The organism is Parerythrobacter aurantius (assembly GCF_045291475.1).
In the GTDB taxonomy this organism is placed as follows: domain Bacteria; phylum Pseudomonadota; class Alphaproteobacteria; order Sphingomonadales; family Sphingomonadaceae; genus Parerythrobacter; species Parerythrobacter aurantius.
Genome location: NZ_CP147985.1, coordinates 2,754,328 through 2,780,331, shown reverse-complemented (window position 1 = coordinate 2,780,331; position 26,004 = coordinate 2,754,328). Strand labels below are relative to the sequence as shown.

General features: G+C 60.8%; 27 protein-coding genes. 19 read left to right on the top strand and 8 right to left on the bottom strand.

Annotation, left to right across the window (positions count from 1 at the left end; translation table 11 throughout):
- Positions 1 to 44 precede the first annotated feature (44 nt).
- The 3 genes from WAB17_RS13775 to WAB17_RS13765 all read right to left on the bottom strand — a co-directional run bounded on the left by WAB17_RS13775 (position 45) and on the right by WAB17_RS13765 (position 2,873).
- A complete protein-coding gene (locus WAB17_RS13775; RefSeq protein WP_435417914.1) occupies positions 45 to 476 on the bottom strand; it encodes a hypothetical protein in 432 nt (143 codons plus the stop codon).
- A 114-nt stretch (positions 477 to 590) separates the two neighbouring features.
- Positions 591 to 1,091 carry a hypothetical protein gene (locus tag WAB17_RS13770; protein ID WP_435417913.1) on the bottom strand — a complete coding sequence of 167 codons (501 nt, stop codon included), beginning with the start codon at positions 1,089 to 1,091 and terminating at the stop codon, positions 591 to 593.
- Positions 1,092 to 1,103: 12 nt separating this feature from the next.
- The gene (locus WAB17_RS13765; protein WP_435417912.1) at positions 1,104 to 2,873 is read right to left on the bottom strand and encodes a hypothetical protein; all 1,770 of its coding nucleotides are present in this window, start codon (positions 2,871 to 2,873) and stop codon (positions 1,104 to 1,106) included.
- A gap of 486 nt (positions 2,874 to 3,359) precedes the next feature.
- Here WAB17_RS13765 and WAB17_RS13760 point away from each other — a divergent pair, with 486 nt between their 5' ends.
- From WAB17_RS13760 to WAB17_RS13750, 3 genes are read left to right on the top strand one after another with little or no spacing between them, the layout of a single operon-like run.
- Complete coding sequence (locus WAB17_RS13760) at positions 3,360 to 4,556, top strand: Acg family FMN-binding oxidoreductase (protein WP_435417911.1); 1,197 nt, start codon at positions 3,360 to 3,362, stop codon at positions 4,554 to 4,556.
- Positions 4,557 to 4,584: 28 nt separating this feature from the next.
- Positions 4,585 to 5,409: a DUF6544 family protein gene (locus WAB17_RS13755; RefSeq protein WP_435417910.1), complete on the top strand. Its 825-nt coding sequence runs from the start codon at positions 4,585 to 4,587 to the stop codon at positions 5,407 to 5,409.
- A 2-nt stretch (positions 5,410 to 5,411) separates the two neighbouring features.
- On the top strand, positions 5,412 to 6,365 hold the full coding sequence (locus WAB17_RS13750) for an alpha/beta fold hydrolase (RefSeq protein ID WP_435417909.1): 954 nt from the start codon (positions 5,412 to 5,414) through the stop codon (positions 6,363 to 6,365).
- 82 nt (positions 6,366 to 6,447) lie between these two features.
- On the opposite strand, the gene WAB17_RS13745 is transcribed toward WAB17_RS13750, so the two are convergent.
- The 3 genes from WAB17_RS13745 to WAB17_RS13735 form a co-directional block, all read right to left on the bottom strand.
- Positions 6,448 to 7,902 (bottom strand): hypothetical protein, encoded by a 1,455-nt coding sequence (locus tag WAB17_RS13745; RefSeq protein WP_435417908.1) that lies wholly within the window; start codon positions 7,900 to 7,902, stop codon positions 6,448 to 6,450.
- 37 nt (positions 7,903 to 7,939) lie between these two features.
- Positions 7,940 to 8,650, bottom strand: coding sequence for a hypothetical protein (locus tag WAB17_RS13740; protein WP_435417907.1), 711 nt, complete (start codon positions 8,648 to 8,650; stop codon positions 7,940 to 7,942).
- Positions 8,651 to 9,232: 582 nt separating this feature from the next.
- Complete coding sequence (locus tag WAB17_RS13735) at positions 9,233 to 9,373, bottom strand: hypothetical protein (protein ID WP_435417906.1); 141 nt, start codon at positions 9,371 to 9,373, stop codon at positions 9,233 to 9,235.
- Between WAB17_RS13735 and WAB17_RS13730 the strand changes: the two genes are divergently transcribed.
- The 3 genes from WAB17_RS13730 (at position 9,372) to WAB17_RS13720 (ending at position 12,411) form a co-directional block, all read left to right on the top strand.
- A complete protein-coding gene (locus WAB17_RS13730; protein ID WP_435417905.1) occupies positions 9,372 to 10,076 on the top strand; it encodes a response regulator transcription factor in 705 nt (234 codons plus the stop codon). The two genes, WAB17_RS13735 and WAB17_RS13730, sit on opposite strands and share 2 nt — an antisense overlap.
- Positions 10,073 to 11,461, top strand: a complete 1,389-nt coding sequence (locus tag WAB17_RS13725) for a sensor histidine kinase (protein ID WP_435417904.1) — start codon at positions 10,073 to 10,075, stop codon at positions 11,459 to 11,461. The genes WAB17_RS13730 and WAB17_RS13725 overlap by 4 nt, the downstream gene beginning before the upstream one ends.
- Before the next feature lie 602 nt (positions 11,462 to 12,063).
- Positions 12,064 to 12,411, top strand: coding sequence for a VOC family protein (locus tag WAB17_RS13720; protein ID WP_435417903.1), 348 nt, complete (start codon positions 12,064 to 12,066; stop codon positions 12,409 to 12,411).
- Positions 12,412 to 12,493: 82 nt separating this feature from the next.
- Here the strand turns inward: WAB17_RS13720 and WAB17_RS13715 are convergent, their stop codons facing one another.
- The gene (locus tag WAB17_RS13715; RefSeq protein ID WP_435417902.1) at positions 12,494 to 13,393 is read right to left on the bottom strand and encodes a sterol desaturase family protein; all 900 of its coding nucleotides are present in this window, start codon (positions 13,391 to 13,393) and stop codon (positions 12,494 to 12,496) included.
- A gap of 233 nt (positions 13,394 to 13,626) precedes the next feature.
- Between WAB17_RS13715 and WAB17_RS13710 the strand changes: the two genes are divergently transcribed.
- Complete coding sequence (locus WAB17_RS13710; protein WP_435417901.1) at positions 13,627 to 14,187, top strand: hypothetical protein; 561 nt, start codon at positions 13,627 to 13,629, stop codon at positions 14,185 to 14,187.
- Between the two features lie 121 nt (positions 14,188 to 14,308).
- On the opposite strand, the gene WAB17_RS13705 is transcribed toward WAB17_RS13710, so the two are convergent.
- The gene (locus WAB17_RS13705; RefSeq protein WP_435417900.1) at positions 14,309 to 14,914 is read right to left on the bottom strand and encodes a tyrosine-type recombinase/integrase; all 606 of its coding nucleotides are present in this window, start codon (positions 14,912 to 14,914) and stop codon (positions 14,309 to 14,311) included.
- A 484-nt stretch (positions 14,915 to 15,398) separates the two neighbouring features.
- On the opposite strand from WAB17_RS13705, the gene WAB17_RS13700 reads away from it, so the two are divergent.
- The 12 genes from WAB17_RS13700 (at position 15,399) to WAB17_RS13645 (ending at position 26,003) form a co-directional block, all read left to right on the top strand.
- The gene (locus WAB17_RS13700; protein WP_435417899.1) at positions 15,399 to 16,040 is read left to right on the top strand and encodes a M23 family metallopeptidase; all 642 of its coding nucleotides are present in this window, start codon (positions 15,399 to 15,401) and stop codon (positions 16,038 to 16,040) included.
- A 462-nt stretch (positions 16,041 to 16,502) separates the two neighbouring features.
- Positions 16,503 to 16,673, top strand: a complete 171-nt coding sequence (locus WAB17_RS13695; protein WP_435417898.1) for a Flp family type IVb pilin — start codon at positions 16,503 to 16,505, stop codon at positions 16,671 to 16,673.
- Between the two features lie 69 nt (positions 16,674 to 16,742).
- Complete coding sequence (locus tag WAB17_RS13690; protein WP_435417897.1) at positions 16,743 to 16,913, top strand: Flp family type IVb pilin; 171 nt, start codon at positions 16,743 to 16,745, stop codon at positions 16,911 to 16,913.
- Positions 16,914 to 16,984: 71 nt separating this feature from the next.
- Positions 16,985 to 17,902, top strand: coding sequence for a Flp pilus assembly protein CpaB (cpaB, locus tag WAB17_RS13685; protein WP_435417896.1), 918 nt, complete (start codon positions 16,985 to 16,987; stop codon positions 17,900 to 17,902).
- Entirely contained in the window at positions 17,886 to 19,310 is a 1,425-nt protein-coding gene (locus WAB17_RS13680) for a type II and III secretion system protein family protein (RefSeq protein WP_435417895.1), read from the top strand. Before cpaB ends, WAB17_RS13680 begins: the two co-directional genes overlap by 17 nt.
- Positions 19,300 to 19,593 (top strand): hypothetical protein, encoded by a 294-nt coding sequence (locus WAB17_RS13675; protein ID WP_435417894.1) that lies wholly within the window; start codon positions 19,300 to 19,302, stop codon positions 19,591 to 19,593. The genes WAB17_RS13680 and WAB17_RS13675 overlap by 11 nt, the downstream gene beginning before the upstream one ends.
- 14 nt (positions 19,594 to 19,607) lie before the next feature.
- Positions 19,608 to 21,221: a pilus assembly protein TadG-related protein gene (locus tag WAB17_RS13670; RefSeq protein WP_435417893.1), complete on the top strand. Its 1,614-nt coding sequence runs from the start codon at positions 19,608 to 19,610 to the stop codon at positions 21,219 to 21,221.
- Complete coding sequence (locus tag WAB17_RS13665; RefSeq protein WP_435417892.1) at positions 21,218 to 21,748, top strand: TadE/TadG family type IV pilus assembly protein; 531 nt, start codon at positions 21,218 to 21,220, stop codon at positions 21,746 to 21,748. The genes WAB17_RS13670 and WAB17_RS13665 overlap by 4 nt, the downstream gene beginning before the upstream one ends.
- The gene (locus WAB17_RS13660; RefSeq protein WP_435417891.1) at positions 21,748 to 22,398 is read left to right on the top strand and encodes a TadE/TadG family type IV pilus assembly protein; all 651 of its coding nucleotides are present in this window, start codon (positions 21,748 to 21,750) and stop codon (positions 22,396 to 22,398) included. Before WAB17_RS13665 ends, WAB17_RS13660 begins: the two co-directional genes overlap by 1 nt.
- Before the next feature lie 22 nt (positions 22,399 to 22,420).
- Positions 22,421 to 23,635: an AAA family ATPase gene (locus WAB17_RS13655; protein WP_435417890.1), complete on the top strand. Its 1,215-nt coding sequence runs from the start codon at positions 22,421 to 22,423 to the stop codon at positions 23,633 to 23,635.
- A gap of 134 nt (positions 23,636 to 23,769) precedes the next feature.
- On the top strand, positions 23,770 to 25,005 hold the full coding sequence (locus tag WAB17_RS13650) for a CpaF family protein (protein WP_435419395.1): 1,236 nt from the start codon (positions 23,770 to 23,772) through the stop codon (positions 25,003 to 25,005).
- A complete protein-coding gene (locus WAB17_RS13645; protein WP_435417889.1) occupies positions 25,002 to 26,003 on the top strand; it encodes a type II secretion system F family protein in 1,002 nt (333 codons plus the stop codon). Before WAB17_RS13650 ends, WAB17_RS13645 begins: the two co-directional genes overlap by 4 nt.
- Position 26,004 lies beyond the last annotated feature (1 nt).

The window sequence follows — 26,004 nt, the reverse complement described above, 5'->3', positions numbered from 1 at the left end:
TTCGGGTGGGCATTGGAATGTCGCAAAAAGTGGGGTCAACGCCGTTACCGGGCATGGTGAGCCTCGCCGGAAATGATGTTGGCGTAGGCTATGTCTAGCAGAGCACTCTGGCGCTCCGGCAGATAGCGCGAGTGTACCGACCGGATTGAACGCCAGCGTTGAGCAATCTCTGCTAGTGCGTTTTGCGCCACCGATGCATTGCCGCCATCCAACGCGGAGCGATAGGTCACTGCCAACGCAGCGATGTCTTGCCTCAAGCCATCGACTTTCAATTTCCCTTCGCTGGAAAGCACAGTGTATCCGCGTTCAACCAGTAAGCTTGCGGGAAGGGCTTCAGCGACCGCAAGCACTGCAGGTCCCACCTCGCGCGACTTGTCTGGCGAAGGCGTCGGCAGCCCTACGGCGATAAACGGCAGCCAGTGGTTATGACCGGCAAACGGACCAGACGGGTTCGGAATGAACCAGAGATGGGACATAGTAATTCCGAACGATGAGAACGCGCTACGCTGGACTCGCATTCCCCGCCCCGTACCGTCGCGCTGTCTCCGGTACCTTAGCGCTGAGCGTTCCGGGGGAGTGCGAACGCCGCCTTACAACCGTCCTTCACTTCCAGTCCGGTTTGCAAGCATCGCCTGTATCAGGGGATCGCTCGCCTCGTGACGGTGCCAGATGCCCGACACACCGTCGAACAGCGCGGGTTCCGCTGCTCCGGCTTCCTCGCGGCGGATCCAGGCTGCGCCGACGAGGGTTTTGACGCCGCCGATCTCGGCGAACATCAGTATTTCCGGCCAATTGCGATCGATGTCCGGACGGCGAACCAAGGAGGGATTGACCCAATGTTCACCCATTGTCGGGGTGCCAGACCGAGGTTGGCGGTAACCTGCGGCAAGCGCCAGGTCCGGGGTTCCGAATTTGGCCTTGATGGTCTCGCCCGCTTGACGAATTTGCGCGTCATATATTGGCGGCAGCCGATGTCGGTTTTCAGTTGGCTGACCGCCATGGTCGTGACCCGCGTGGTCCTGTGCAAGCGCCGGGTGCGGTAGCGCGGTGGCAACGCTGAGCGCGGCGATCCATCCTAAGGACTTGGGCATATCACCTTCCCCTTATCGTAATGCGAGGCTGGACGTGCTGGCAGTGGTAGCGAAGAAGTCGAAGGAGCCGCGCGAGCCGGTGGCCAACGAACCTTCGGTCATTCCCCCTACGAACAGGCTCGATCCTGCCAAGGCGAGATAACCCCGCTCTTCTCCGGACGTTCCGAAAGTGATCGACGAGACCAGGCTCAGGTTGCGATCGATCTTGGCCAGAAGCACGTCACCAGTCGCGAAAGTTCGGTCCGCATTTGTGCTGCCGTTGAAATCGCCGTAAGTATAACCAAGCGCGAACAGGGTCCCGTCGGATGCGATGTCGAGCTTGCGCAGCTGATCCGACCGTGTCGTGCCCAGCTGCAGGTAAACGGGGTTCTGTAATTGCGGATCGAAGCGAGCGACAAAGGCGTCGCCCTGTCCGCCGCGCTGCGAACCGAGCTGCCCAGTAGTAAAGCCGACCGCGTAGATATTGCCCGCGGCGTCAACTGCGTTGTCGAGGATCCAGTCGGCCTGAGTGCCGCCGCTCGATATGACCGCATTCGCGGTTCGCGCCGGGTTGGCTGCAGAAAGATTGTCCCACACTTCGAGAAAGCCATCTGATCCACCTGCGGTCATGAACCATCCTCCCGCGATCAATCTGCCATTGCCTGGCGAGGCGCCGGGAACATAGCTCAGGCCGCCCCAGGCCTCCGAAACGAAAATCCGCCCCGATGCCGCTGGCGGCACGATCTGGTTCCAGACCCGCGCAAGATCTGCGGTGCGATATTTTGCCACCAAGTGGCTGTCGTCTGTTCCGGTTGCACCGGCAGGGCTTCCGCTGCCCGAAACAAACAGGTTGCCGGCATCGTCGAGCACGACATTGCCAAAGCCGTCGAGACCTTCGTTCCCAAACTGCGTGCTTGCGACAAGCGCGCCATCGGAAATCCGCAGTTTCAGGATTATCGCATCCCAGCGACCCCGGTTGGTGAAGCCGGGAAGGGCACTCAGGGTTCGGCCGACCACGTAGAGGTGGGTCCCGTCCGAGGCCGCGTCGAACAAGAGGCTGCCATCAGAAAGCGGTAATTCAAACACCCACCCCGGCGACCGATCAGGTCGCAGTTGCCTCACGACGATCCGATGCCCGCCGACCGCAGTCGAAGCGAAACTGCCATCCGTCGCGCCAAGAAGATAATGATTGCCCGCTGCATCGACCGTCGTCCCGCCGATGATTTCCTTGCCGGAAGTCCCGATCTGGGCCGCGACCGAGGCGAGCGACGGAGTGACAGGAAGGGGAGTGGCAAACCGGAATTGCGCGGAATTTGTAAGACTGAGGCGGCTGTCGCTGTTGCACAGAGCGCGCGGATTAGCCGGAGGATTACCGCTGATCGGGAGGGCAATGTCGTCGCACGGAAAAATGAAGGCAACCAGGTCCGGGGTGCCGGTTGCGGTATGGAACAGGTAAAACCCGTCGGTGTCGCACCCGTCGGCGGTAGTGCAACGGATCAGCCCGTAATCGGCTGCACTTCCCCGCAATTGGATGTGACCGTTGCGATAGTCGAAATTCGTCACGACCGCGAAGTCGTTATCCTGCCCGTCCGCCCCCCGTGTATAAAATGGCAAAGGAGATTCAGCGGTGCCAAGGATTATCCGGTCTCCAGCAGGCGCATCGTAGGCTTCCAGCAGATCGATGTTGTTGACCGCATTGATAATGTTGACGCGATCCGATCCCGGCGCCGAGACTGACGGATCAACCGGCAGAAAGGTATCGTAGCCCGCCGTCTCTCCTTCGACATAGTCGGTGTCGAACAAGGTATATTCGAGATCGTTGTAAGGAGTCCCCGACGCAAACGTCGAAGTACGCGAGAGTCCCGAAGCGAGCAGGCCGGCCGAGTCTTTTGGCATGGCAGGCAAAGCGCGTGCTGCCACAATCAGCGGATCGACCGAAGTTGACGGAGGGGTCGAGGTAGGAGAGGGCGATGACGAATCGCTCCCGCCACAACTAGAAAGAAGCACCAGTGCCGCCGCAGCGGCAAGATCTGTACGGTAAGACGGCAGCATCCAATTACGTCCCGAATTCCTTTTGTGAGAAACATCTCACAAACACGGCTAGTCCAAGGACGCAAGTCGATCAGTGTAACGAAATGTCGCAGAAGGGAACCCATGTCGGATCGAAGAATGATCGGAATGACGCGAGTGGTGGAGTTGAACATGCTGCGGAAACCGCCGAGCACCTGCAAATGAACGTATCGCCAGAAGGCTGGGAAAGGGCGTGAACCTGTCCCTGCTGTTTGATGTTTGATTTCGATCAACGAAGAAACTGACAGCCTTGGTATAAATCGGACATCTTTCAGAACTGCTGATCGTCCGACTGAGTCGATCCCATTTAATGGGAGGCGTCACATGAAATTTTCGAGGCGTGAGTTTTTGGCCGCGGGCGGGGCGGCATCGTCACTGGCGCTGGTTGGCGGATGCAGCGGCCGCGGTATGAGCGAATATGATGCGGCGGTAAGTGCCCTTCGCGCCCCTTTGCCGGTTGAGCCGCAGCTGATGGATCTGGTGCGATACGCAACGCTCGCACCCAATTCGCACAACACTCAGCCCTGGAAATTCCGGCTCGGGTCTGATGCGGTCGATATTCTCCCCGATCTGTCCCGCAACTGCCCGGTCGTCGATCCGGACGATCACCATGTTTTCGTGACGCTTGGCTGTGCCGCGGAGAACTTACTGATTGCTGGACGGGCGCGCGGTCGTCCCGGGGAAGCCAATATCAATCTCGACGGCAAGACCACCTCGATCAACGTGGCGCTGAGGCAAGGCGCGGCCAGCGACCGTGAGCTGCTCGATGCCATTGCGCGGCGACAGTCGACGCGGTCGAGTTACGACGGACAACCGCTCTCGCTGCATGAATTGCGGCTGCTCGAACAGGCGGCATCCATGCCGGGGGTAGAGACGCTGTTCCTCACCGACCGCGCAAGAATGGACGGGGTGCTCGACTATGTGATCGAGGGAAACAGCGTCCAGTGCGATGATCCGGCGTTCGTGCAGGAACTCAAGGACTGGATCAGGTTCAATCCCGACGCAGCGCTCGAAACCCATGATGGTCTGTTTACCGCCTGCTCGGACAATCCGACATCGCCAAGCTGGCTGGGCAGCCTGATGTTCGACCAGTTCTTTTCCAAGGACTCAGAGAACGAGAAATACGCCGGGCATATGAATTCTTCGGCCGGGGTCGTGGTCTTTGTCGCCGAGCGGGACGACGAGGAAGGCTGGATCAATGTCGGGCGCAGCTTTCAGCGCTTCGCGCTGCAAGCAACCGTGCTGGGCGTGCGCCACGCGCATCTCAATATGCCGATCGAAGTGGCCGAAATTCGCCCCGAGTTCGCGAACTGGCTTGGCATTCCAGGCAAGCGACCCGACCTCGTGATCCGCTTTGGCAAGGCGCGCGCATTGCCGATGTCTTTGCGGCGACCCGTAAGTGAGGTGCTGGTGTGAGGCGCCCCCAATGAAGAGGAGAACGATCATGTGGTTCGTCGCAGCCGGCGCGGTGATCGCCATTGGCGGAGGTCTCTATGCCTGGTCGACCGGTCTTTCGCGCGCTTTCGATGCTCGCCGGGCCGAAGCAGCGGCAGAACCGATGGCGGAAATGCCCGTTCTGACCGAAGCGGATATCGCGCCGCTCCCCGAACCGGTCCGACGCTACATTGCGCTCACTGGCTCGCTTGGACGACCCGTCGTCACCGAGATCGTCATGCACTTCGATGCGGCAATGTACGACGCGCCGGGCAAGCCCGGCATGACCGGGCCAGTGGTCCAGTACGAGCGTTTCGACGCGCCTCACCGTCTGTTCTTCATGAGCACGAAGATGAAGGGGCTTCCTGTCGCCGTGCTCCATGATTTCAACCGCGATCAGGCGACCATGCGCGTGCGGCTCGCGGGGCTGGCCAATGTCGTCAACATCGGCGGGCCGGAGCTGACACGGACCGAGACCGTTACCATCCTCAATGACATTGCGTTCTTTGCGCCCTCGCGCCTGACTGACCCACGGCTCGAATGGACCGCGATCGACGACACCCACGCTAGGGTCGACTTCACTCTGGGACCCAATACAGTTTCAGCCGAGCTGATCTTCAATGAAGCGGGAGAGCTGGTCGATTTCGTATCCGAAGACCGCGGGATGTTGGAAAAGGACGGCAGCCTGACGATTGCCCGCTGGACCACACCGCTGGGCAATTATCGCGACTTCGGCGGCTGGCGGCTCGCCAGCGAAGGTGACGCAATCTGGCATTTGCCCGAGGGACCGTTCACCTATGGCCACATGCTTCTGACGCATTACGAGGCGCGCTAGCCATGAAGCGGCGTTGGAGGATCGGATTGGCGATTATCGGCAGTCTGGCGGTGCTAGGCGCGAGCGTCTCCATCCTAGGCAACCGCGCAGCCGACAAGCGCAGGTCCGAACTCGCGGCTGAGCGCTCGCTGGCGGCAACCCGTCACGGGCCGATCGAGTACGTCAGCTGGGGTGAAGGCCCGCCGGTGCTGGTGATCCACGGCGCAGGCGGCGGGTTCGATCAGGGCCGACTGCTGGCAGAGGCTGTGGGCGGCAATCGCCACCGGTTCATCGCGGTCTCGCGCTTCGGTTACCTCGGTAGCGTCATGCCCTCCAATCCGTCCACTGCGGCGCAGGCAGAGGCGATGCTGGACCTGCTCGACCGGCTCCGAATCGAACGGGCGAGCATTCTTGCCATGTCCGGCGGGGTACCTCCCGCGCTTAAGTTCGCAGAGATGTTTCCCGATCGAACGGACCGGCTGGTGCTGTTGTCCTCCGCCCCGTTCACGCCTTTCAGCCCGGAGGTCGAGGAACGGCCGATCCCGACCTGGGCCTATTCGACTTTGCTAGGCAATGACGCGATCTACTGGGCCTTGACGACAATCGCGTCCGGCCAGTTGCGCAGCGCCTTCGATGCGCGCCCGGAATTGCTCGAAGGTCTCCCAGTTGAAGAGGTGCAGTTCGTCGATCGCCTTGTTGACACCTTTCTGCCAGCCTCGGATCGGCTTGTCGGCGTTGGCAACGAAGGCGCTGCGGTCGATCCGGATGCAACCTACAGACTCGAAGCGATCAGCGCACCAACACTGGTCGTGCACGCGAAAGACGACAGCCTTAATCCTTTCGCGATCGCCGAGGAAATAGCGCGGCGTATCCCCGTGGCCCGCCTTGTCGCGTTCGAGCGGGGTGGTCACTTGTTACTTGGGCATCATGCGCAGCTGCGAGCCTTGGTCGAGGAATTTACGAGCACTCAAGGCTAGCGCGTACATTGTCATCTGTAGGTGAATTATTTGCGTCAGTTAGGGTCTGATACCGGCACCCGACAAATACAGTCACGTGAGATCAATCCGGCCGGATACGGACAAGACCCTTTTCAGATGCGAACAGAATGGACCTGTCGGCCGCGACAGTGTGCTGGTTGCCTTGGTCATTGTACTCGGCACCATCGCTCAAGGGCAGGTCGAGACTGATCGCACCCGAGACGATGTCCAAACCGCGGTAATGATACCGGCAGTCGTCTCCGCGACCCACTCCAAATACCAACCCAGACGACAAAGAGGCAGTGGGCACGCCGTTGAAGTGTGCTTTTTCATTGACCCACACCAGACGAAAGCGGCGCGCATTCTTGTCCCAATCGACGCGTTGGACACCGCGCGGGGCGTCGCAACCTGGCTTGAAGCCCGCCCATTGTGCCACGAAGACAGAATTGCCGAGCACAGCAGGAGAATTCTCTGCCGTGAAACCTTTGCCCTCCGGAGAAGACCGGGGCAGGGCAATCAGACCCGCCACCCGGCGGTCGAGGCCAGGCAGGCCTTTCCAGTCAGCTGGAATGTCGCCGCGCCAGAAGGCTACGAGGTTGTTCTGCGGAGCGTGCCCGTCGACCGTGATCATCACACCGGACTGCGGATCTCCAAGCAATGTCGGGGTAGTTCCACTGCCGGTGCAGGTTTCTCCGCGCGCGACTTTCAGGACTTCACGCAACTTCGAGGCTCTCTTCGGCGCGGTACAGCCGGGGCCGCGAAAATCATAGGACGCGGTCCATGCCCGCCGGAAAGTCTGTCCAGTCCAGTCGACTGCCGTCACCGCTTCCTGACTGGCAAGGATCAGGCGGCCGGTCTCGTCGATCGGGAAAGCGTTGTGAAACGATACATCGCTGGCCGCGAGGCCCATGTCGAACGTCGCCTTTACCTTACCGGTGGCGAGATCGACAGCCACCAGCCTGCTTTTTTCAAGGAGCCCGATTAGTGTGCCGTCGTAAGCAACGGTGAAATGCACGGTGATTTCACCGATGTCTTTCGGGATTGCGATCTGCCGTTTGGCAACCGGATCGCATTCAGGACACTCGGGACGTGCGTCACCGACCAGCACATAGCTGTTACGGCGGCGGTTCGTGGTCAACACGTTGCCGTCCGCCAGCACGGCCAGATTCCAGTCGAATTCGAACCACCCGCGCGAGAGGTCTACAAATCCGATTTGCTCGAATTTTTCTGCGCGCAACAGATGTTTGACCACGCCCTTGCGCGTAGACCCCCACACCGGCTGACTGCCATCGTCGTAAGTCGTGCCTAACACCGTCCACGGGGAAGTGCCGCCCGGTGCGCTATCTTGCCTCTGGGCGACCAGGCGGTCGTTGGGGCGGGGCGCGGGGAGGCTGCCGGCAGCCTGCGCATAGGTATTGCGATGGAATATCGGCCAGCTGGAATCGGCGAGCGCTGGGTTCACAGGGGAGTCATCCCCTGCAGCCGCGATTGCAGCCCCCCCAAGCATGAGGGACGAGGCCAGAACTGCCGATTTCATAGGTGATTTCATAGCTCTTGCCTTGAAAATTTGGCGATCAATCGGCCAAGATGACCCTGTAGTTGTCGTGATGCACATCGGTGAAGTTGGTCACTGTCAGTGTCCGGCGGTCGTTGCTGAGGACGAAGCGGTCCGAATTGCATCCATCGGCGATGTTCACGCCCGGAAAATGGCGCAGATAGTGCGTGTCGTATTCGACCCCTGGCAACCCGACCTGCTCGTCCGCCTGCTTAAGATGGGCATTGCGGCCGAGGCCCGCGCGCATGACAATGCCCAGGATTGGCCGGTCGAAGGTGATCGACCCTGACACTCGATACTGGCCTTTGCAGCCGAGATAGTCGCGCACGCTGAAACTGTCGTTGTAGGTCTTGTTGTCGAAGTGGAAGTAATAGCTGCTGACACGTGTGCCTCGCCGGATCACGCCGGGGTTGAGATTTTCCCACGTGCGTGCGTTGTCGGGCGTTTCTTCGGGAAAATATTCGCCGGGCTCGGATAGATCGACCACAAGATCGCGACTGAGAACGTGACCCTGTTTTTCGGCGAAGACGAAAAGCTCGGTATCGCTCTCGAGAGCGAAGAGCTCAACCGAGGCCGGGGCTCGCTCCAAAACCGTCACGGCACCGCTGGCCGATACGATGCGGTTCTGAACAGCCGGCGCTGCCCGCGCTTGGCCGGCATCGGCAAGCGAAGCAGTGATGAGCGCGAGTACGGCTGTCTGGCATAGAATCCGAGCTTGGATACCTGGCATCTCCCGTTCCTCCATGCTTGCTAAAATCTTCCTAGGAACGAAGGGGGAGGCTCCGCGGCAGGTCTCTAACCAGCGCGGAGCCCTTCCTGCGTCAGCGCGGGCGCTGAATGCGAACCCAGCGCTGCGAGCCGCGCGTCTTGCCGCGGGGTGTGGTGACCGAACGCTGCCCCTGGAATTCGCCGGGGGCGACCTGTGATGAGGACCCCTCAACGCCTCGGGTGCGCCCTGCAGGTCCGATGGTCGAAGTTGAACGCGTGCATGTGCGATTTTCGCACGAAGCACTGCCCTGGCTCGTTATGGCGCGGCCATTGGGGCCTGTTGTAGTGCCCTGACGCTCGAAGCCCGTGTCTCTGTCGTAGTTGCTCGAGCCTTGCCGCACCGTCGTGTTCCCACGTGGACCCGTAGCAGTTGCGCTGCGGGTTACGCTTCCGTGGGCTCGGTCGATCTGGCGATCAACGGTCGAAGTTCCGCGCGCAGTCGTCACGGTCGTGTCAGAATTGCGGCTGCGCTGCTGCGCAGTTGCAGGAATCGCTGTAAGCGCAGTTGCAGCGCCAGCTATGATCAGGGTCAAAGTCTTGGTCTTCATGGTATGGTTCCTTGTCTTGCTGACGGAACCTTCTTTGCAGCTTCGTGTAAGCCCAGAATTGCGCCGAGTGGCATTTTTGTAACGAAGTGTTGCAGGGCGTTGCCGAAACCACGTTTGGCTGAAACAAGAATGGCCATGAATAGCGAGCGGCCCAGAATTGCGATCGTCGAAGATGACAGCGAAATCCGTACAATGGTTGTGGATCTGCTGACGCGCGAAAATTGGGATTGCACAGGTGTGCCAGATGGCAGCGCGTTCGACTCGCTGGTCGCGAACGCAATGCCCGACGTCGCCATTCTCGACATCAATCTACCCGGCGAGGATGGTCTCAGCATAGCTCGAAGACTTGCTGCGTTACGCTCACCGCCTGCCATCATCATGCTCACCGCCCGTGGAGAGGAGATTGATCGCATCATAGGGCTGGAGATTGGCGCGGACGATTATCTGGGCAAACCGTTCAATCCGCGTGAACTGGTAGCCCGGGTGCGGGCCTTGTTACGGCGCATACGCCTGGCGAGGAATGAGCCCGCGGCAGTGCTTCGCGTTGCAGGTCTATCGATCGACCGCGCCCAACGCAGCGTCACCGGCGACGATGGGACTGAGATCGCTTTGTCTGGTGCGGAATACGAGCTTCTGGTTGCGCTTGCGGAAGCCAGCGGTCGGGTCCTTTCGCGCGACTTTCTGCTCGATCGCATCCATGGCCGCGAAGCAATGCCGTTCGATCGCGCGATTGACGTCCTGGCTAGCCGGCTGCGCAAGAAAGTGGATCGGCCGGGAGAGGTTACGATCATCGAAGGGGTGCGCAATCTGGGCTACGTCCTGCGCGACCGGTGTCCATGATGAAAAGACTGCGGCTGCCGCGCGTGAGGGTCATTCTTGTTGCGCTGTCCTTCCTTGCATTGATCCAACTCGGGCTGGCCATGGCCGCGTTCTGGCAAGCCACGCGCAACGCCGACCGCGGCTTTGCGTTTCCCGTGCCGGAGCGGTTGGTCGCGATTGTCGAAGCTGTAGACAATAGCTCGCAAGAGCAGCTTCCGGCCTTGCTTGCAGCGGTTTCCGACGATCGGCTTAGAATCAGCGTAGAGCCGCGTGAAGCCATCATGACTGATTTGGACAACGGTCGCAGCATGCCGGGTGTCGCACAGGTGATAGAGCGCTATGTCGAGCGACTGGGCGATCGCGAGGTCTATTCCTGGATTGCCGTCGAACCGGGCGAGCGCGCAGTGGTCCCGCGCCTGGAGACGACGCGGCTTTACAGTCGGCACCCGCTCAGAATGGCGGTTTCGCTGGCTGACGGACGGTGGCTGGTGGCGGAAACCCGCGGTGACCTCGCCCGCACGATGTTCGGTTTTCCACCAGGCTTGTGGGCAGGAGTTTTCGGCGTAACCGTGGCTTTGCTTTCATTGCTCTTGCTGTGGCAAAGCCTGTCCCCGCTGCCAGCAATCGCGGTGCGTATCCGTGCCTTTGCGCAGGACCAGCAGCCACGATCGATACCACGCAACGGTCCTGCCGAAGTGCGCGAAATCGCGGCCGAGGTCGAAGCGATGCAACAGGAGCTGGCCAATCTGCTTGCCGATCGCCTGACGATGCTTGCTGCTCTCGCCCATGACCTGCGGACCTATCTCACTCGGCTGCGACTGCGAGCGGAGACGCTTGCCGATAGCGAGCAAAGGGAAAGGATGGTGGCCGATCTGGAATCGATGCGGGCCCTGAGCGAATCCGCTCTCGAGTTCGCGCAGCTCGGCTCGCAGCCGGTCCATCCGATGACAGTGGAGATCGGGCCCTTGGTCCGTGACATCGCCGAACGAAGCGGGATCCCCGTCGACGGCTCCGAGCGGAGCGGTCTGGCCGCGGTCATCGATCCGCATTTGTTCGAGCGCGCGTTGGAAAATCTGATTGCCAATGCCGCCAAGCATGGAGGCGGAGGGCGTATCGAATTGTCCGCCGGTTCGGACGAAGTCAGGGTGGACGTGCTCGACGATGGACCGGGTTTCCCGTTTGGAAACACCAGCATGGATCAGCTAGTCGCGCCGTTCACCCGCGGTGATGCGGCACGCACACTCGATATTTCCGGAACCGGGTTGGGCCTCGCCATAGTCAAGCGATCCATCGAGCTTATGGGCGGGAGACTGGCGATAGCGAACAGGGCCGATGGCGGAGCCCGGGTTAGTCTCTTTGTAAGACAGAACTACATCGGGGTGGCTAGCCCATCCGCACATAACTGATGATCGCTTCCTCGAGATCCCTAAAGCACGTGATGAAGGGCGCTACGGTCTCAAGCTGTGCCACGCTCTTCGATAATTCGTCCCCGCGCCATCGCCAGCCTGCCGTCCCGACAAATTCCTAATAAGGCAACTACGTGTCGCGTCTTTAGATCGGCCACCAATAAACCGGTTTGTCTGACTTAAGGTCACCGACAGCATGTAAGGTCCATCTGAAAGTCCGCTTTCATCGCTTCCCCTACCGAAATCAGACATTCCCCAAACGGCCCACTTCCTGACGTTCAAGCGAACGAGGACGAAACGTCCTGAATTGGGCCGAGACCTGTCAGTCTGCTTGCGGGTGCCATAACAACAAAAGCCGCCATTCCGCTACCGATCCCATTGCAGACATTCGCGCCAAAGACAGCTGTGCGCCCCAAAATCGGTCATTCGTGCTCGGCTTCCAATATCCCGAAAGCCGAAAGACCGCTTTCAGGAGACGAATGTTACGTCTCTATCGCCTGAGATTGCTCGTGAAGCGCATTGTCTGGTTCTTGGGGACGAAATCGGACAAAATCGGAACTCCGATTCGCGCGGATCAATCGCCCTTGATCGGAGGGGACTTCATGGCTGTCACACGCATCGTCGCCAACCTTCGGGCGGATGAACCAGGCCGGCTCGCTGAGTTTTATCAGCAAGTCTTCGGGTTGGATCTGACGTTGGACATGGCCTGGATCGCATTTCTGGAGGCCGGCGGCCAACAGAAGGTGGAAATGCACGCGGCGTCTCAAGGAGGTAATGGAACCGATCTGCCGGTCATTTCGATTGGAGTTGATGATCTGGAGTCGTGTGAAGCAGCGGTTCGAGCTGCAGGCGCCGAGATCGTATATGGTCCAGTCAAGGAAGCATGGGGACTCAGCCGGTTCTATTTTCGTGATCCGGCAGGAAATCTCATCAACGTCGTAGACTCCTGAATGCGCGCTTCGACGCGCGGTGAAACTGTTCAGTGCTTTGCGCTTCTGGGCAGGGAACTGATGCTTAGCTGCAAGATCCGAACTATGCTGGATTGAGGTGCGCGTATTTCGGGCAATCCGAACGGCAAACTCCGTCATGCGACCATTCCGGCGGTCGCCAAAGGTACGCGAGCTTGTCCTGCCAACGGTCGGCAGTGTCCATGCGGTCCTTGAGTTGCTTCAACCCCACAAACTGCGCGGAGAGCGGGTTGTAGTCATAGGTCGGCTTGACGAGGCCGGGGTTTGGCTCCTCTTCGACCGCTGCATAGGTTCCGAACAGCCGATCCCAGACGATCATGACTTGCGAGTAGTTCCTGTCGATGTATTGCGGCTGGTTGGCATGGTGGACCTTGTGGATCATCGGCGTGGCGAGCCAGCGATCGAGCCACCCCAGGCGCCCGACCCAGCTGGCATGGTTCCATATCCCATAGGCGTTCTTGAAGACCGTTACCGCGATATAGATAACCGGCGGAACTCCCAGCAGTGCGCCGACACTTTCGAAGAACGGACGGGGAATACCGTCGAGGAAAAACCCGCGTGCCGCCGTCGAATGATTGAATTCGTTCGATGAGTGGTGGATCGAATGGAAGGCCCACAGCAGTCCGACGCGATGCCCCAGCCTGTGATCCCAGTAATAGGCCAACTCGTGAACGACGAAGGCAATCGGGATCGCGACCAGCAGCGGCAGTGCATCAAAGAGGCGAAGGTTGTCATAGACAAGCACATAGATCGCGAGCGGGACCAGAATGCCGATCACAAGGTTGATCACGCTGCTTAGAAGATTGAGCCCGATCGAGCACAATGCGTCCTTGTTGTTGTAGTCGGGATTGCCTCGGATCGCCCAGATGCGTTCGCCGATCACGCTGCCAAAATAGACCGCCGCCAGGATCCAGATCGCTGCTGGACCGCCGATGAACTCAAGTGCGTCGCTCAGGTTCTCCATGAGCCAAGACTATCACCAAGATCGAGCAACTCAATGTCTGCGCAAATGCCGGTCCGCGATGGAGCGTTGAGCTCTGATGGTGTTCACATGATCAGGTGGTCAGCAACCGAGCGCAGGCCGTTTAGCTCGCGCCTATGGTTTGGAGATGGGCTCAGTCCACTAGAGTGGTTGCATCGCCCATTCGGGAAACGCGAGGCTTGCGGCCAAAGCCACCGTGATGGCGGCAAAGAAGGGTGCGCCCAGCCGGACCAGGCGGACATGATGGTCCATTAGCAGGAAAGCCGTCGCGCAAAACCAACCCCGGGGCACAGCATAAGCTCGCAACCTTCAGCAGTGGCTCGCTGCGCATCGACCGGCGCGGCGGTCAGACCGAAGTGGATTACGAAGTCCGCAGCCCAGCCCTGTTTCTGACGTTCCTTGCGCCTTTGCTCTTCCTCGCCCTTGGACAAGCTATCGTTGGAATTGGAATGCTCAACGAAGCGATGAGCGCGGAGCAATCCGATGGCAAGGACGACGAGGAGGAAGAACCGGGCGACTTGCACTGGGTCGATGAGATGCTCGGCGCGCCTGCTCCCGAAAAGCCGGACAGGGATGACAACGAAAAGGATGAAGACCACTCGCCCACCAAATCCTTCGGCCTCGCGGCGATTTTTGCGCTGATCTATCTGGTGGGGCGGTTTCTCGAACCGCGATTGCTCAGGTCCAGCTTGCGTAAGGCTTTATCTGGTGATGAAAAGGTTACGGACGGCGAGTTTGGCGTATCGATCGAGCAAACTGACCGTTCAAGGCAATAGCTGGCTGGAGTTGCCGCCTTCCTTCAAATGTCCGCTAACCACCCAATTTCCGCAACCCATTTCGCAGCGACTGGTGTCCAAAAGCGGTCGGCCGAAGCTGACAGCCGACCGCTTGGACCAATCAAATTTCAGTTCGCTCTGCTAGGAGCAAGGCGTCTTCGACATCGACGCCGAGATAGCGAACCGTATTTTCGATCTTGGTATGACCCAGCAAAATCTGGATAGCACGAATGTTGTCGGTCGCTCGATAGATCATAGCGGCTTTGGTCCGCCGAAGGGAATGCGTTCCGTATTCAGACTTCTGAAGCCCAATCGCGGTTACCCATTCATCGACGAGGCGGGCATACTGGCGCGTACTCATGTGTCCGGCATGATCAATCCTGCTTGGAAAAAGGAAATCGCACGCTGAACCGCCCCGTCGTTCCAGCCACGCTAGTAACGTCGCTCGCACGTCGGCGGTGAGTTCGAACTCGACTGGTCGGTTGGTCTTCTGCTGGATGACGATCGCACGATTGCGGATGTCAGCACCGGCGACCACGTCGCCAATCTTGATCTTCACCAAATCGCAGCCATGCAGGTTGCTGTCGATGGCGAGGTCGAAGAGCGCCTTGTTTCTTAGCCGTCCTTCGCGATCAAGGTGAAAGCGGATCGCCCATATCTGTTTTTGCGTTAGCGGGCGCTTGGTTCCGACATTCTTGCAAACGTTCCAGGCCACGCGTCTCTGCATGGCAGCGTCAAATCGTGAGTATCCCATTGTCTTTCCCCTGGGCCGTCATTGGCCGAGGGAAGAGCAACCGGAGAAGGTGAAAATCTGACCCTGTGTCTGCCATTCAGAGCGCGGCTAAGAGGCCGTTCAAAACGCTTTGGATCGGTCAATCGCGCTATTGCAACGATTTGGCGCAAAGTCCGGCTTCTGGGGGTACTGGTGGGGGTATTTTTGGGACTCAAGCTGAAATAAATCAGCAGAAACAAGTCGATAATGGATCACCAAATGTTCCTCCTCCGCTACCAATCCCAATGAAAACCCGATGCTTTGTCGGCTCGGCTGCCGAGCCGGTTTGTGGCCCGACAGCTCCCGTGGGCTTCGGCTTGAAAAAGGATCTGGGCGGCAGGGCGAAGTGGACGCCTGCGGCACACCTTGAAAATTCGTCTTTGTGCGCAAAGGCCTTTTGCGTCATCATGATGCCGGATCGGAGAAGGGGAGGGCAATCGTGATCAGACCGCATCTGCGTGCCTTCGCGGCGCTTCTGTCGGGTTTGCTGATCGCCGTCCCTGCTGCGGCGCAGGATGAATTCCTCGACGACCCTATCGAGGACGAGGCCGTCGTTACCCCGCGTGTCGTCATCTCTACGTCCCGCGCTGCCGATATCGGTCGCGGCGGGGGCCCCCTGGTCACGATCCAGTCGTCACGGCCGCGCTTGCCGGCCATTGGTGGGGCGGACGACGATCCGGTTGTGCTCGGTCGACCCAGCGGCATGCCGCTGGCCTTCGCATCGGTCACGAGCCGGTTCGGGCGGCGTATGAACCCGGTCACCGGCATGTGGGGCAACCATCGGGGCATCGACCTAGCAGCGCCCTATGGCACGCCGGTCAGTGCGACCGGCGATGGCATCGTGGTGCAGGCGGGCTGGATGGGAAGCTACGGCATCCTGGTGGTCATCCGCCACGGCGCAGGGGTGGAAACCCGCTATGCGCATCTGTCGGCGCTGGCGGTGCGAACAGGCACCAAGGTGAGCAAGGGCGAGATTATCGGCTATGTCGGTTCGACGGGTCGTTCGACCGGGCCGCACCTCCATTACGAAATTCGTGACAGGCAGCAGGCGCTGGACCCTGAACGCAGCCTCGGCCAGTAGCGGTAACCAGCCCCTCGTTAACTGCGACGCGCCGACAGAACGGTTGTCGTTAACCGTCAAATTGTCACTCGAGCCATGCCTGTTGCATACGAATCATGCGGTTATTCGGGGGCTTGGCTGACGTCGTTTGCAAAGCTGGGATATGGCGAGTTATTCGCTTATCCTTGACAGGTTAACCAATATGTGAAACTTTCCTACCCTATAAGGCGCTGAATCTCGGGGTTAAAAGTTAGTGAACTTTTAGTCGTTGACGATTGGGGGCCTGAAGGAAAAAATGCATTTGTTTCGTGAGGGAACCAGCCTTCAGTTGCCGGCGCAAAGCCGGGATAACTAAAACGAAGGTCGCGCCGGTTCCTGAAATATTCCCCACGAACAAGGGTATAGCGGGCATTTCGTCCGCAGCCCACTTTGTGCGACCCCCCGTTTCCGGGCAGCCGGGCGGGGAAAGAGGGGAATATCGAAATGACTTTCATCAAGACCTTTGCTCGTGACGAATCCGGCGCCTCGGCTGCCGAATACGCTCTGATCCTGGTTGTCGTCGGCTTGGCCATCGTCGCTGCGGCGCAGGGCCTGTCGGGTGCCATCTCGGGCGCCATGACCCGTACCGCTACCAAGATCAATACCGCTACCTGATCGGATTTTCCCGAGCCGGTCACGGCTGGCTCGGGGCTTCCATCCGCGGTTCCTTCAAGGAGAGCAGTCATGCAATTCGTGAAAAGCTTCATGCAGGATGAATCTGGCGCTTCGGCTGCCGAATACGCCCTGATCCTCGTCGTCGTCGGCCTCGCTATCGTCGCTGCCGCTCAGGGTCTTTCGGGGGCCATCGCCGGTGCCATGGACCGCACGTCCACCAAGCTCAATTCCGTGACCTGAATGCGCGATGGGTCCGCTGCTGCAAAGGAGCGGACCCATTCCACTTTGAAAGCAGTTGGGGGGGGCAGCGCATGGATCGGCGCAATATCATCATTCTCGCGGTGGCCATCCTGGTCGGCGCGGTGGCCGTTTACCTGGCCAATTCCTGGTTTTCCGGGGTTGAGCAGCGGCAGGCGCAAGTGGCCGAAAAGCAGCGGCTAGTCCGTGTCGTCGTCGCCAACCAGGATCTCACCTTCGGAGCGCCCATCAGCAGTGATACGGTTCGTCTCGCCAACTGGCCGGCCGATTCCGTTCCTGAAGGCGCCATCACCGATCTCCAGCGCCTTACCACAGGAACCAACGTGGCCATCCGCCCCATTGCGCGCGGCGAGCCCATCCTGATCTCCCGAATTTCCGACCGCGCCATCCTGTCGGCGAATATCCCGCAGAATATGCGCGCCATCACCGTGCCGATCGGTGCAACCACCGGCGTCGGCGGCTTTGTCTTTCCCGGCGACGTGGTCGATGTGTTCCTGACCCGCCCTATTCCGGGTGACGGTGCAGAGTCGAACGACAAGATGACGACCGTGCTGCTCGAGAACATCCAGGTCCTGGCGGTCGACCAGAAAGCCAGCGAGACCGAAACCAATCCCGAAGTCGGCAAGACCGCCACGGTTCTCGTCGACCAGCGCAGCGCCCAGAAACTGGCGCTGGCAGAGCAGGTCGGCACGCTGACCATGGCCCTGCGCAATGTCGAGGACCAGTTGATCGGGCCTGAACCCGTCATCACCACGCGCGACCTCGGCGGTCGCGGCATCTACATGGCGGACCGTTCGCGCGGCTCCGCGCCGGCGCCATCGGTTCCGACGACGATCATCCGGGCGGCCCCTGACGGGACCCCGCGCGAATTGGCCAAGGCGCCCATGCGGCCCAGCGGCCCGAGCATGACTGTGGTTCGCGGCACCGAAAGCACGACCGAGGAGGTACGCCGTCATGGCAGCAGTTTCTGATATGCGCCGGCTGATCGCCGTTGCGGCCTTGCCGCTTGCGCTCGCCGCCGTCTCGCCTGCCACGGCGCAGACCTATTCGGACGATGGCATCCACACCGGATCGCTGGAAGTACCGAAAAACAAGAGCCAGGTAGTGACGGCGGATCGTCCTATTGCCCGGGCCATGATCGGCAATCCCGATATCGCCGATATCGTGCCGCTCAGCGACCGGTCGATCTACGTTCTCGGCAAGACCATGGGGACGACCAGCCTGACCCTGTACGACCAGAACGGGCGGGTCCTTTCGGTAATGGACGTATCGGTCGGCCCGGACGTCGAGACGTTCCGCACCCAGATCGACCGCCTTCTGCCGGGAAGCGACATCGACGCGCATATCTCGGGCGAATCCATGGTGCTGACGGGCCTCGCTTCGGATGGCGCCATGGTCGACCGGGCCGTGCAGATCGCCCGTACCTATGCCGGCGGCAATGTCGTCAACCTCATCTCCATGGGCAGCAGCCAGCAGGTGATGGTGGAAGTGCGCTTTGCCGAGGTGAAGCGCGAAGTCGGCCAGGATATTGGCGTGCGCGGCTTCGCCAACGATGTCGGCGGACCCTTCGCCGCGCTCGGACCGGGCGCGGGGCTGAGGCCGGGGCCGGACGGTACGGGCGTGCTCGAAGTCGGATCGATCACCAACAGCTTCGGCGTGTTCGGCGACACCTTCCGCTTGCTCGGGCTCGATATCGAAGCCTATCTCAACGCACTGGAAAACAAGGGCTTTGCCAAGACCCTTGCCGAGCCGACGCTGATTGCCCTGTCGGGCGAGAAGGCCAGCTTCCTCGCCGGCGGCGAGTTCCCAGTTCCGGTGGTCCAGTCCGGCAGGGGTGGCGACGACGGCAACAGCGGCGCCGTCACGGTCGAGTTCAAGCCCTTCGGCGTCAGTCTCGCCTTCACCCCGACGGTGTTGGGTGACAAGACGATCAACCTGGTGGTGGAACCCGAAGTCAGCGCGATCGACCCTGCGGCCTCGATCCAGCTCAACGGGATCTCCATCCCCGGGCTGCAGACCCGCCGCGCCTCGACCACGCTGGAACTGCGCGACGGCGAAAGCTTCGCCATTGCAGGCCTGCTGCAGCAGGATTTCCAGACCACGATCAACCAGGTGCCCTTGCTGGGCAATATCCCGATCCTTGGCGCGCTGTTTCGTTCGACCCAGTTCCAGAAGGGCGAGACGGAACTGCTGATCATCGTCACGCCGCGCCTCGTCAGGCCGATCCGGCCGGACCAGGTCAAGCTGCCGACCGACCGGGTCGCCGATCCGACCTCGCTGGGCACGGTGCTGATGGGCGAGCCCTATGATCCGGTACCGGCCGAACAACTCGCAAAGCCGCAGGGCGATGCTGCCGCGGGAGGTGACTATGATTATTGATCGCAGGGCACTCTTTGCGCTCGGCCTGGTGGGCCTTGCCACCGCCGGTTGCGCGGAAAATTCGATGTACGATCGCCCCGGCGATGCTGCCTTCGGCGAGGCCAACCGCCAGACCATGATGGCGCAGGTGATCGATCCCGATCCGGTGTACGAAACCGATGCCACGTCGAGCGGCGAAAAGGCCGCGGCGGCGGTCGAGCGCTATCGGCAGGACAAGGTCAAGCAGCCGGAAGGCATCCGCACGACCGAAGGCACTAGCCAGACCGGCAGCGGACCGCAGTAGGGAGGGTGTCGGCGATGTCGGATCACAGCACCATGCGCTCGGTTGGCCCGGTTCGTCCAGATACACTCCGGCGCCGGTTCTGCCGCGACGAGTCGGCCGCGGTCGCCTCGACCTATGCGCTTGCCATGTTCGTGATCGTGGGCATGGCCGGTGTTGCCTGGGACTGGACCCGCATGACCGCGCTCGACACCGAGCTGCAGAATGCGGCCGACCAGGCCGCGCTGGCCGCTGCCACGCAGCTCGACGGTAACGCCAACGCCATCGCCCGGGCCACCAATGCCGCCAGCAACCTCGTCGAGAACAAGACCCTGATGGGCAATGACGGGCCCGGCACGGCAATCACCATTGCCGCGACCAACGGCCTTGTCTTCTACAACGGCTACAATCAGGCCAGCGACAGTTTCGGAACTGTGGCGACCACGGACGCTGCTGCTCGTGTCGTCACCGTCACGATCACTCCGCGCCAGGCGGTGTATTCGCTTACTCCTGTCGTCGGTGTCTTCCGCTCCTCCAGCATCCGGGCCCAAGCCACCGCCTCGCTCGGCTCCGCCATCTGCAACACCCCGCCGGTGATGCTGTGCAATCCGCTGGAGGACGACGGCAAGCGGTTCAATCCCGCCAACTACGTCGGTAAGGGTCTGAAACTCCTGACCGATAACGGCGCGGGCGTGCCCGGCAACTTCGGGTTCCTTGCCAATGGGCTGGGTACTGGCGCATCACAGCTCGCGGCCAATCTTGGTCACGACCAAGTGCCGGGCAACTGCCAGCCGGGCGGGCAAGTACTGACCGAGCCCGGCCAGAAGGATGTTGTGTTCAACGCCATCAACACGCGCTTCGACTTGGATATCAACGGCGCCAACAGCTGTCCCGATGGTGACGCCAATTGCACCGCGCCGCCGATCTCGCGCAAGGATCTCGTCAAAGGGGGCGGGAACAGCTGCGGCTATTCCAAGAACGGCACAGGTAACAGCTGGCAGCAGGCATCCGTCGCTGGGCGGTACGTACCGCCTTCGGCCCGCGTGCTCACCGCCGCCGAGCGAGCCGACGTCAAGATCATCGGCTATCCGCGCGACCTGTGCCATGCCTGGTCGGAAGCCGGCAATTGCAACACCATCGATCCCCTGCTGGACCGGTACGGCCTGATCGGGACAGGGGACTGGGATCGCGACGCCTTCTTCCAGACCAACTACGGGTGGGATTCGGGAACCTGGAAAACCAATACCGGCCTGACCGCCTCGGCGACGCGCTATCAGGTGTACCTGTGGGAGACCGCGCGCGATGCGAGTCCGGGTCTCAGTAACTCCGAAGCTGAGCAGACCGATAACGGAGGCAAGTTTTCCAGCGCGGTCCCCGTTTGCCGCACCAAGGGATCACCGCAGCGCCGGGTGATGACCGCTGCGGTGATCAACTGCAAGGCCGAAGGCGTTGCGGGCCGTGCAACGGCCAAGGTCGATTACTGGGTCGAGGTATTCCTGGTCGAACCTTCGGTCTACCGCGAAGACAAGAGCAGCAAAAAGCTGACAGACGACAACCAGGTCTATGTCGAGGTGATCCGCGCGGTCGATGTCGGCGACGACGGCAATGTAGGGAAGGTGGTCCGCAGGGACGTGCCTTATCTGATCCGATGATCCGCGCCATCCGCAAATTCGTGCTCGGCACCGAAGGTGCGGCAGCCGCCGAGATGGCGCTCATGCTGCCGTTGCTGACGATCATAATGTTCGGCGGCATGGAAATGGGCGGCTATTTCTGGAGCGAACACCAGGTCATCAAATCGGTGCGGAACGGCACCCGGTTTGCCGCACGGCAGGATTTTTCCAACTTCGTCTGCGGAGCGAGCACGGTCGGCGCGAAGGACGCGGCCGTGCGTAACTTCGTCCGGACAGGCACGGTCGACGGTACCGGCAATCCCGTAGTCCGTACCTGGACGGCGGCCAACGACGGCATAACGATTTCGGTCAACTGCAAGACGGGGCAGGACTTCACGAATGGCGGCATCTACTCCGACCAGTCGGGCGCCGCGGCCTCGACGATCGACTCCGCGCGGAATGTGATGATTTCCGTCAGCTTGCCGTATCCGTCGCTGTTCGGGAACCTCGGCTATCTGAACGGCCGAAACATCCGTGCCTTTGCCCAAAGTCCGGTGACGGGGTTCTGATGTTCGGGCGGCGCTTCCTCGACGACGAGCGCGGGTCTGCGGCCGAGTTCGCCCTCGTGCTGCCGCTCGCGATGGCGTTCCTGTTCGGCATTATCGATGCCGGGCGCTACATGTGGCAGGTGAACCAGGCGGAAAAGGCGACGCAGGCCGGCGCTCGCGCCGCAGCTACCACCGCGATGATTCCCGATGGACTGATCAATCATTCATTCTCGGTTTCGAACGGCGTTCCCCAAGGGGCGCCGGTCCCGACCAATCATTTCACCGGCATTCGTTGCGTAGGGACGACGGCGGGCGCCGCGCCCGCTTGCACATGGATCGCGATCCCGGGCGTGACGCTGTCTAACACCAGTTCGAATATTACGCTGAACCCCAGTGCTGCCCGCTTCGCGACGGTCCTGGCGCGGATGAAGGTGTTCATGCCCAACCTGGCTCCGTCCAACGTCACGGTCAGCTATCTCAATTCGGGCCTCGGCTTCGCCGGCGATCCCAGTGGACCGGATATTTCGCCGGTCATCCGGGTGCAGCTCAGCGGCATGCAGTTCAGGCCGATCCTGACAAGTGTGTTCGGCCTTAACTGGAATCTTCCGCCTTCCCCCTATTCCATCACCCAGGAAGACGGGCAGGGCGCCTGTTACGAGGAGATCTGCTGATGGTCTCCGCAATGGAAATGGAATGAAATCGATGGGAGGCGAACTGAACTTGCAGACCGTCGGCTTTGACCGGATGGCGCTGGGCAGCGCGCGGATTGCGATCGTCGCGTCGCCCGCGCACATCGATTCTCTGCGCAGCCAGCCGGCCAGCGAATGGCTGGGCAATGCGCATTACGCTCCACTGGAGGCCGGACAGCCGGTCGATGTCAACGCACTCTCTGCATGTGACGTTGCCATCGTCGAAGTAGATCCGGCGGAGCCGGACAGCCTCTCGCGCATCAAGCAGGTGAAGCTGTACGACCGCCAGCTTCCCTTGATCGTGGCGATGCCCAGCGGCGACCTGGCGACGGTACGGGCGCTCATCAAGTCCGGCGTCGACGATGTCGTCTCGCTGCCGCTGAATGCGGAAGAAATTCTCCAGACCGTCCTTGCCATCATCGAAGTCCGCGCCGAGCATGTGACCGGTCCGGTGACGCTCGCCCCGGTGACCGTAGTGTGCCGGGCAATGGGCGGTTGCGGCGCCACCACTGTGGCAACCCATCTGGCGGCCGCGCTGGCCGATCCAGACGCAGCGTCACCCAATGTGTGCCTGATCGATCTGGACCTGCAGTACGGCCGCATTGCCGAAAGCCTCGGGATCACGCCCAAGCGGACGTTCGAAGATCTGGCCTCTGCCGGCAATCGGCTCGACAGCGCGTTCCTGCGTTCGGTGGCCGTCCCGCATGCGGCCGGCTTTGCCGTAGTGGCCGCACCTGCCGAGATCGGGCCGATCGAAGCGCTCGATGTCGAGGTATTGAGCGCGATCCTGCGGACCGCGCGGCGCGAATTCGACCACGTCATCATCGATATGCCCAGCGACTTGACCAATTGGGGACTTTCGGTCGTGTCCAGCGCAGACCGCGTCCTGATGGTGCTGGAGCCGAAGGTGGCCGCCATCCGCCAGGCGAAGCGCAGGCTCGACCTGTTCCGCAACCTGGGCTTCGATCTCAGGCTGGTCACGCTCGTCCTCAACCGGGCCGAGAAAAGCATTTTCGGCAGTATCAGTGTGAACGATGTCGAAGACGCGCTCCATCGTTCGGTGGACATTGCGATCCGTGACGAGGCCAAGACGGTGCCGGTTGCGCAGGAACAGGGCCTCCTGGCGCATGAATGGCGGGCCAAGTCGACCTTCTGGCTGGATATCCGCAAGCTTGCCGAGACAGTGCGGACAGCTACGTCGCAGGAGCAAGCCGCATGAAATGGGATATCGGCAAGATCGGGACGAGCAACCCCGGCACCGAAATTCGCGTCGACAACGACACCCAGCTGACCGAGGACGAAATCGACCGGTTCCTCGATCTCAAAACCCGCGTCCATCGCAAGTTGCTCGACATGATTACTCTTGCCAATCTGGAGAAGCTATCCCGGGCGCAGGTCGAGGAAGAGGTCGGCGATATCGTCCTGTCGATCCTTATCGAGGAAGATGCCGCGCTCAATGCCAGCGAACGCGATCGCTTGGTTGACGAGGTTCTGGATGAACTGCTGGGCCTCGGGCCGCTCGAGCCGCTTCTTGCCGACGAGACGATTACCGACATTCTCGTGAACGGCCATCGCGATGTGTTCGTGGAGCGCGCCGGTCTGCTCGAGCGGGTATCGACGCGTTTCCAGGACGAGCGCCACTTGCTGCGCATCATCCAGAAGATCGTCAGCGCTGTCGGTCGGCGCGTGGACGAATCCTCTCCCTTCGTCGATGCACGCCTTGCCGACGGTTCGCGCGTAAACGCGATCGTCCCGCCACTGGCGCTCGACGGGTCTCTTCTCTCCATTCGCAAATTCGCGAAGAAGAAAATCGACATGGCCAAGCTGGTCGACCTTGGCAGTATACCTGCCGAGGTTGCCCAGATCCTCGAGGCGGTCGTCATGTCGAGGCGTAACGTCCTGATTTCGGGGGGCACAGGCTCCGGCAAGACCACCTTGCTCAATGCGCTGTCGGCCTTCATCGACGCGAAGGAGCGCATCGTCACCATCGAAGATTCGGCGGAACTCCAGCTTCAGCAGGAACATGTCGCCCGGCTGGAAACGCGCCCCGCCAACATCGAGGGTACGGGCGAAATTACCCAGCGCGATCTCGTGAAAAACGCGCTTCGTATGCGGCCCGACCGGATTATCCTCGGCGAGGTTCGCTCCGGCGAAGCGTTCGACATGCTGCAGGCCATGAACACCGGCCATGATGGTTCCATGACGACGGTGCACGCAAACTCGCCGCGCGATGCATTGTCGCGTATCGAACAGATGATTGGCATGAGCGGGATCGACATTTCGCCTACCTCTGCTCGCGCCCAGATCGCCTCAGCGATCAATATCGTCGTCCAGATCGGCCGCCAGGCGGACGGTCGGCGGCGCCTTCTCAGCCTTTCGGAAGTCGTCGGCATGGAAGGCCCGACGGTCACCATGCAGGAAATCTTCCACTTCAAGATGACCGGACGCGGCGAAGACGGCAGCGTGCTCGGCTATTTCGAGGCGACCGGGATCAGGCCCAAGTTCCTGCAGATAGCGCAGGATATGGGGATCAACATTCCCGCAGACCTGTTCCGCCCTTCGCTCAAGATGGGATCGCATCCGTCATGAACAGCGAAGTCGTCCGTTTCCTGACGCTGCTGGGCGTTTTCGTCTCCGTCCTCCTGATCGGGCAGCTGGTCATGCGGGCCATGTGGGAGAACAGGGCCTATGCCGGTGCCGTCAACAAGCGTTTGCGGCTGATCGGCAAGGGCACCGACCGCGAAGGCGTCGTCGCCATACTCCGGCGCAACCACCCGCACTATTCAGGTTCAGGGCCGGCCATCTACCAGAACTGGCTGAATGGGTTCCAGGCCAAGCTGATGATGGCCGCAGTGCCGTTTACCGCGACACAGTTCGTGTTCGGCATGGCTTTGCTGTTCGTCGTTTTGATGGCGGGTGTGTCGACTGCCATCTTCTTCAGCAATTTCTCGTTCACGTCGGGCATCGTGCAGATCGTGATCGCGTTCTGCGCCGCCTTGGCGGTTGGCGTGCCGATCCTGGTCGTCTCCTTCCTCGCCCAGCGGCGACGGAAGCGGATGCAGGAGCAGTTTCCGATCGCGCTCGACATTTTCGTCCGCGCGCTGCGCTCGGGCCATCCTATTGCGTCCGCGATCGACTTGCTGACGCAGGAAATGGAGGATCCGATCGGTTCGGAATTCGGGCTGATTTCGGATGAGGTTTCCTACGGCGCGGAGCTAACGGATGCGCTCGAAGACCTCGCGGAACGGTGGGATCTCGAGGATATCCGCATGTTCGTGGTTTCGCTGTCGGTCCAGAACGAGACCGGCGGTAATTTGGCCGAGATCCTCGAAAACCTGTCCCACGTTATCCGCGAGCGCGCGACGCTCTACCTCAAGGTACGTGCACTCAGTTCGGAAGGTCGGATGACCGGCTGGCTGCTTACCGGCCTGCCGATCTTCACCTTCGTCTCGCTCTTCACGATGAATCCCGCCTTCTACCTGGAGGTCGCGATGGACCCGATCTTCTACATCGGCTTTCCGGCGCTCATCGTGTGGTACTTCATCGGCGTCTACGTGATCAGGCGCATGATCGACCTGAAAGTTTGAG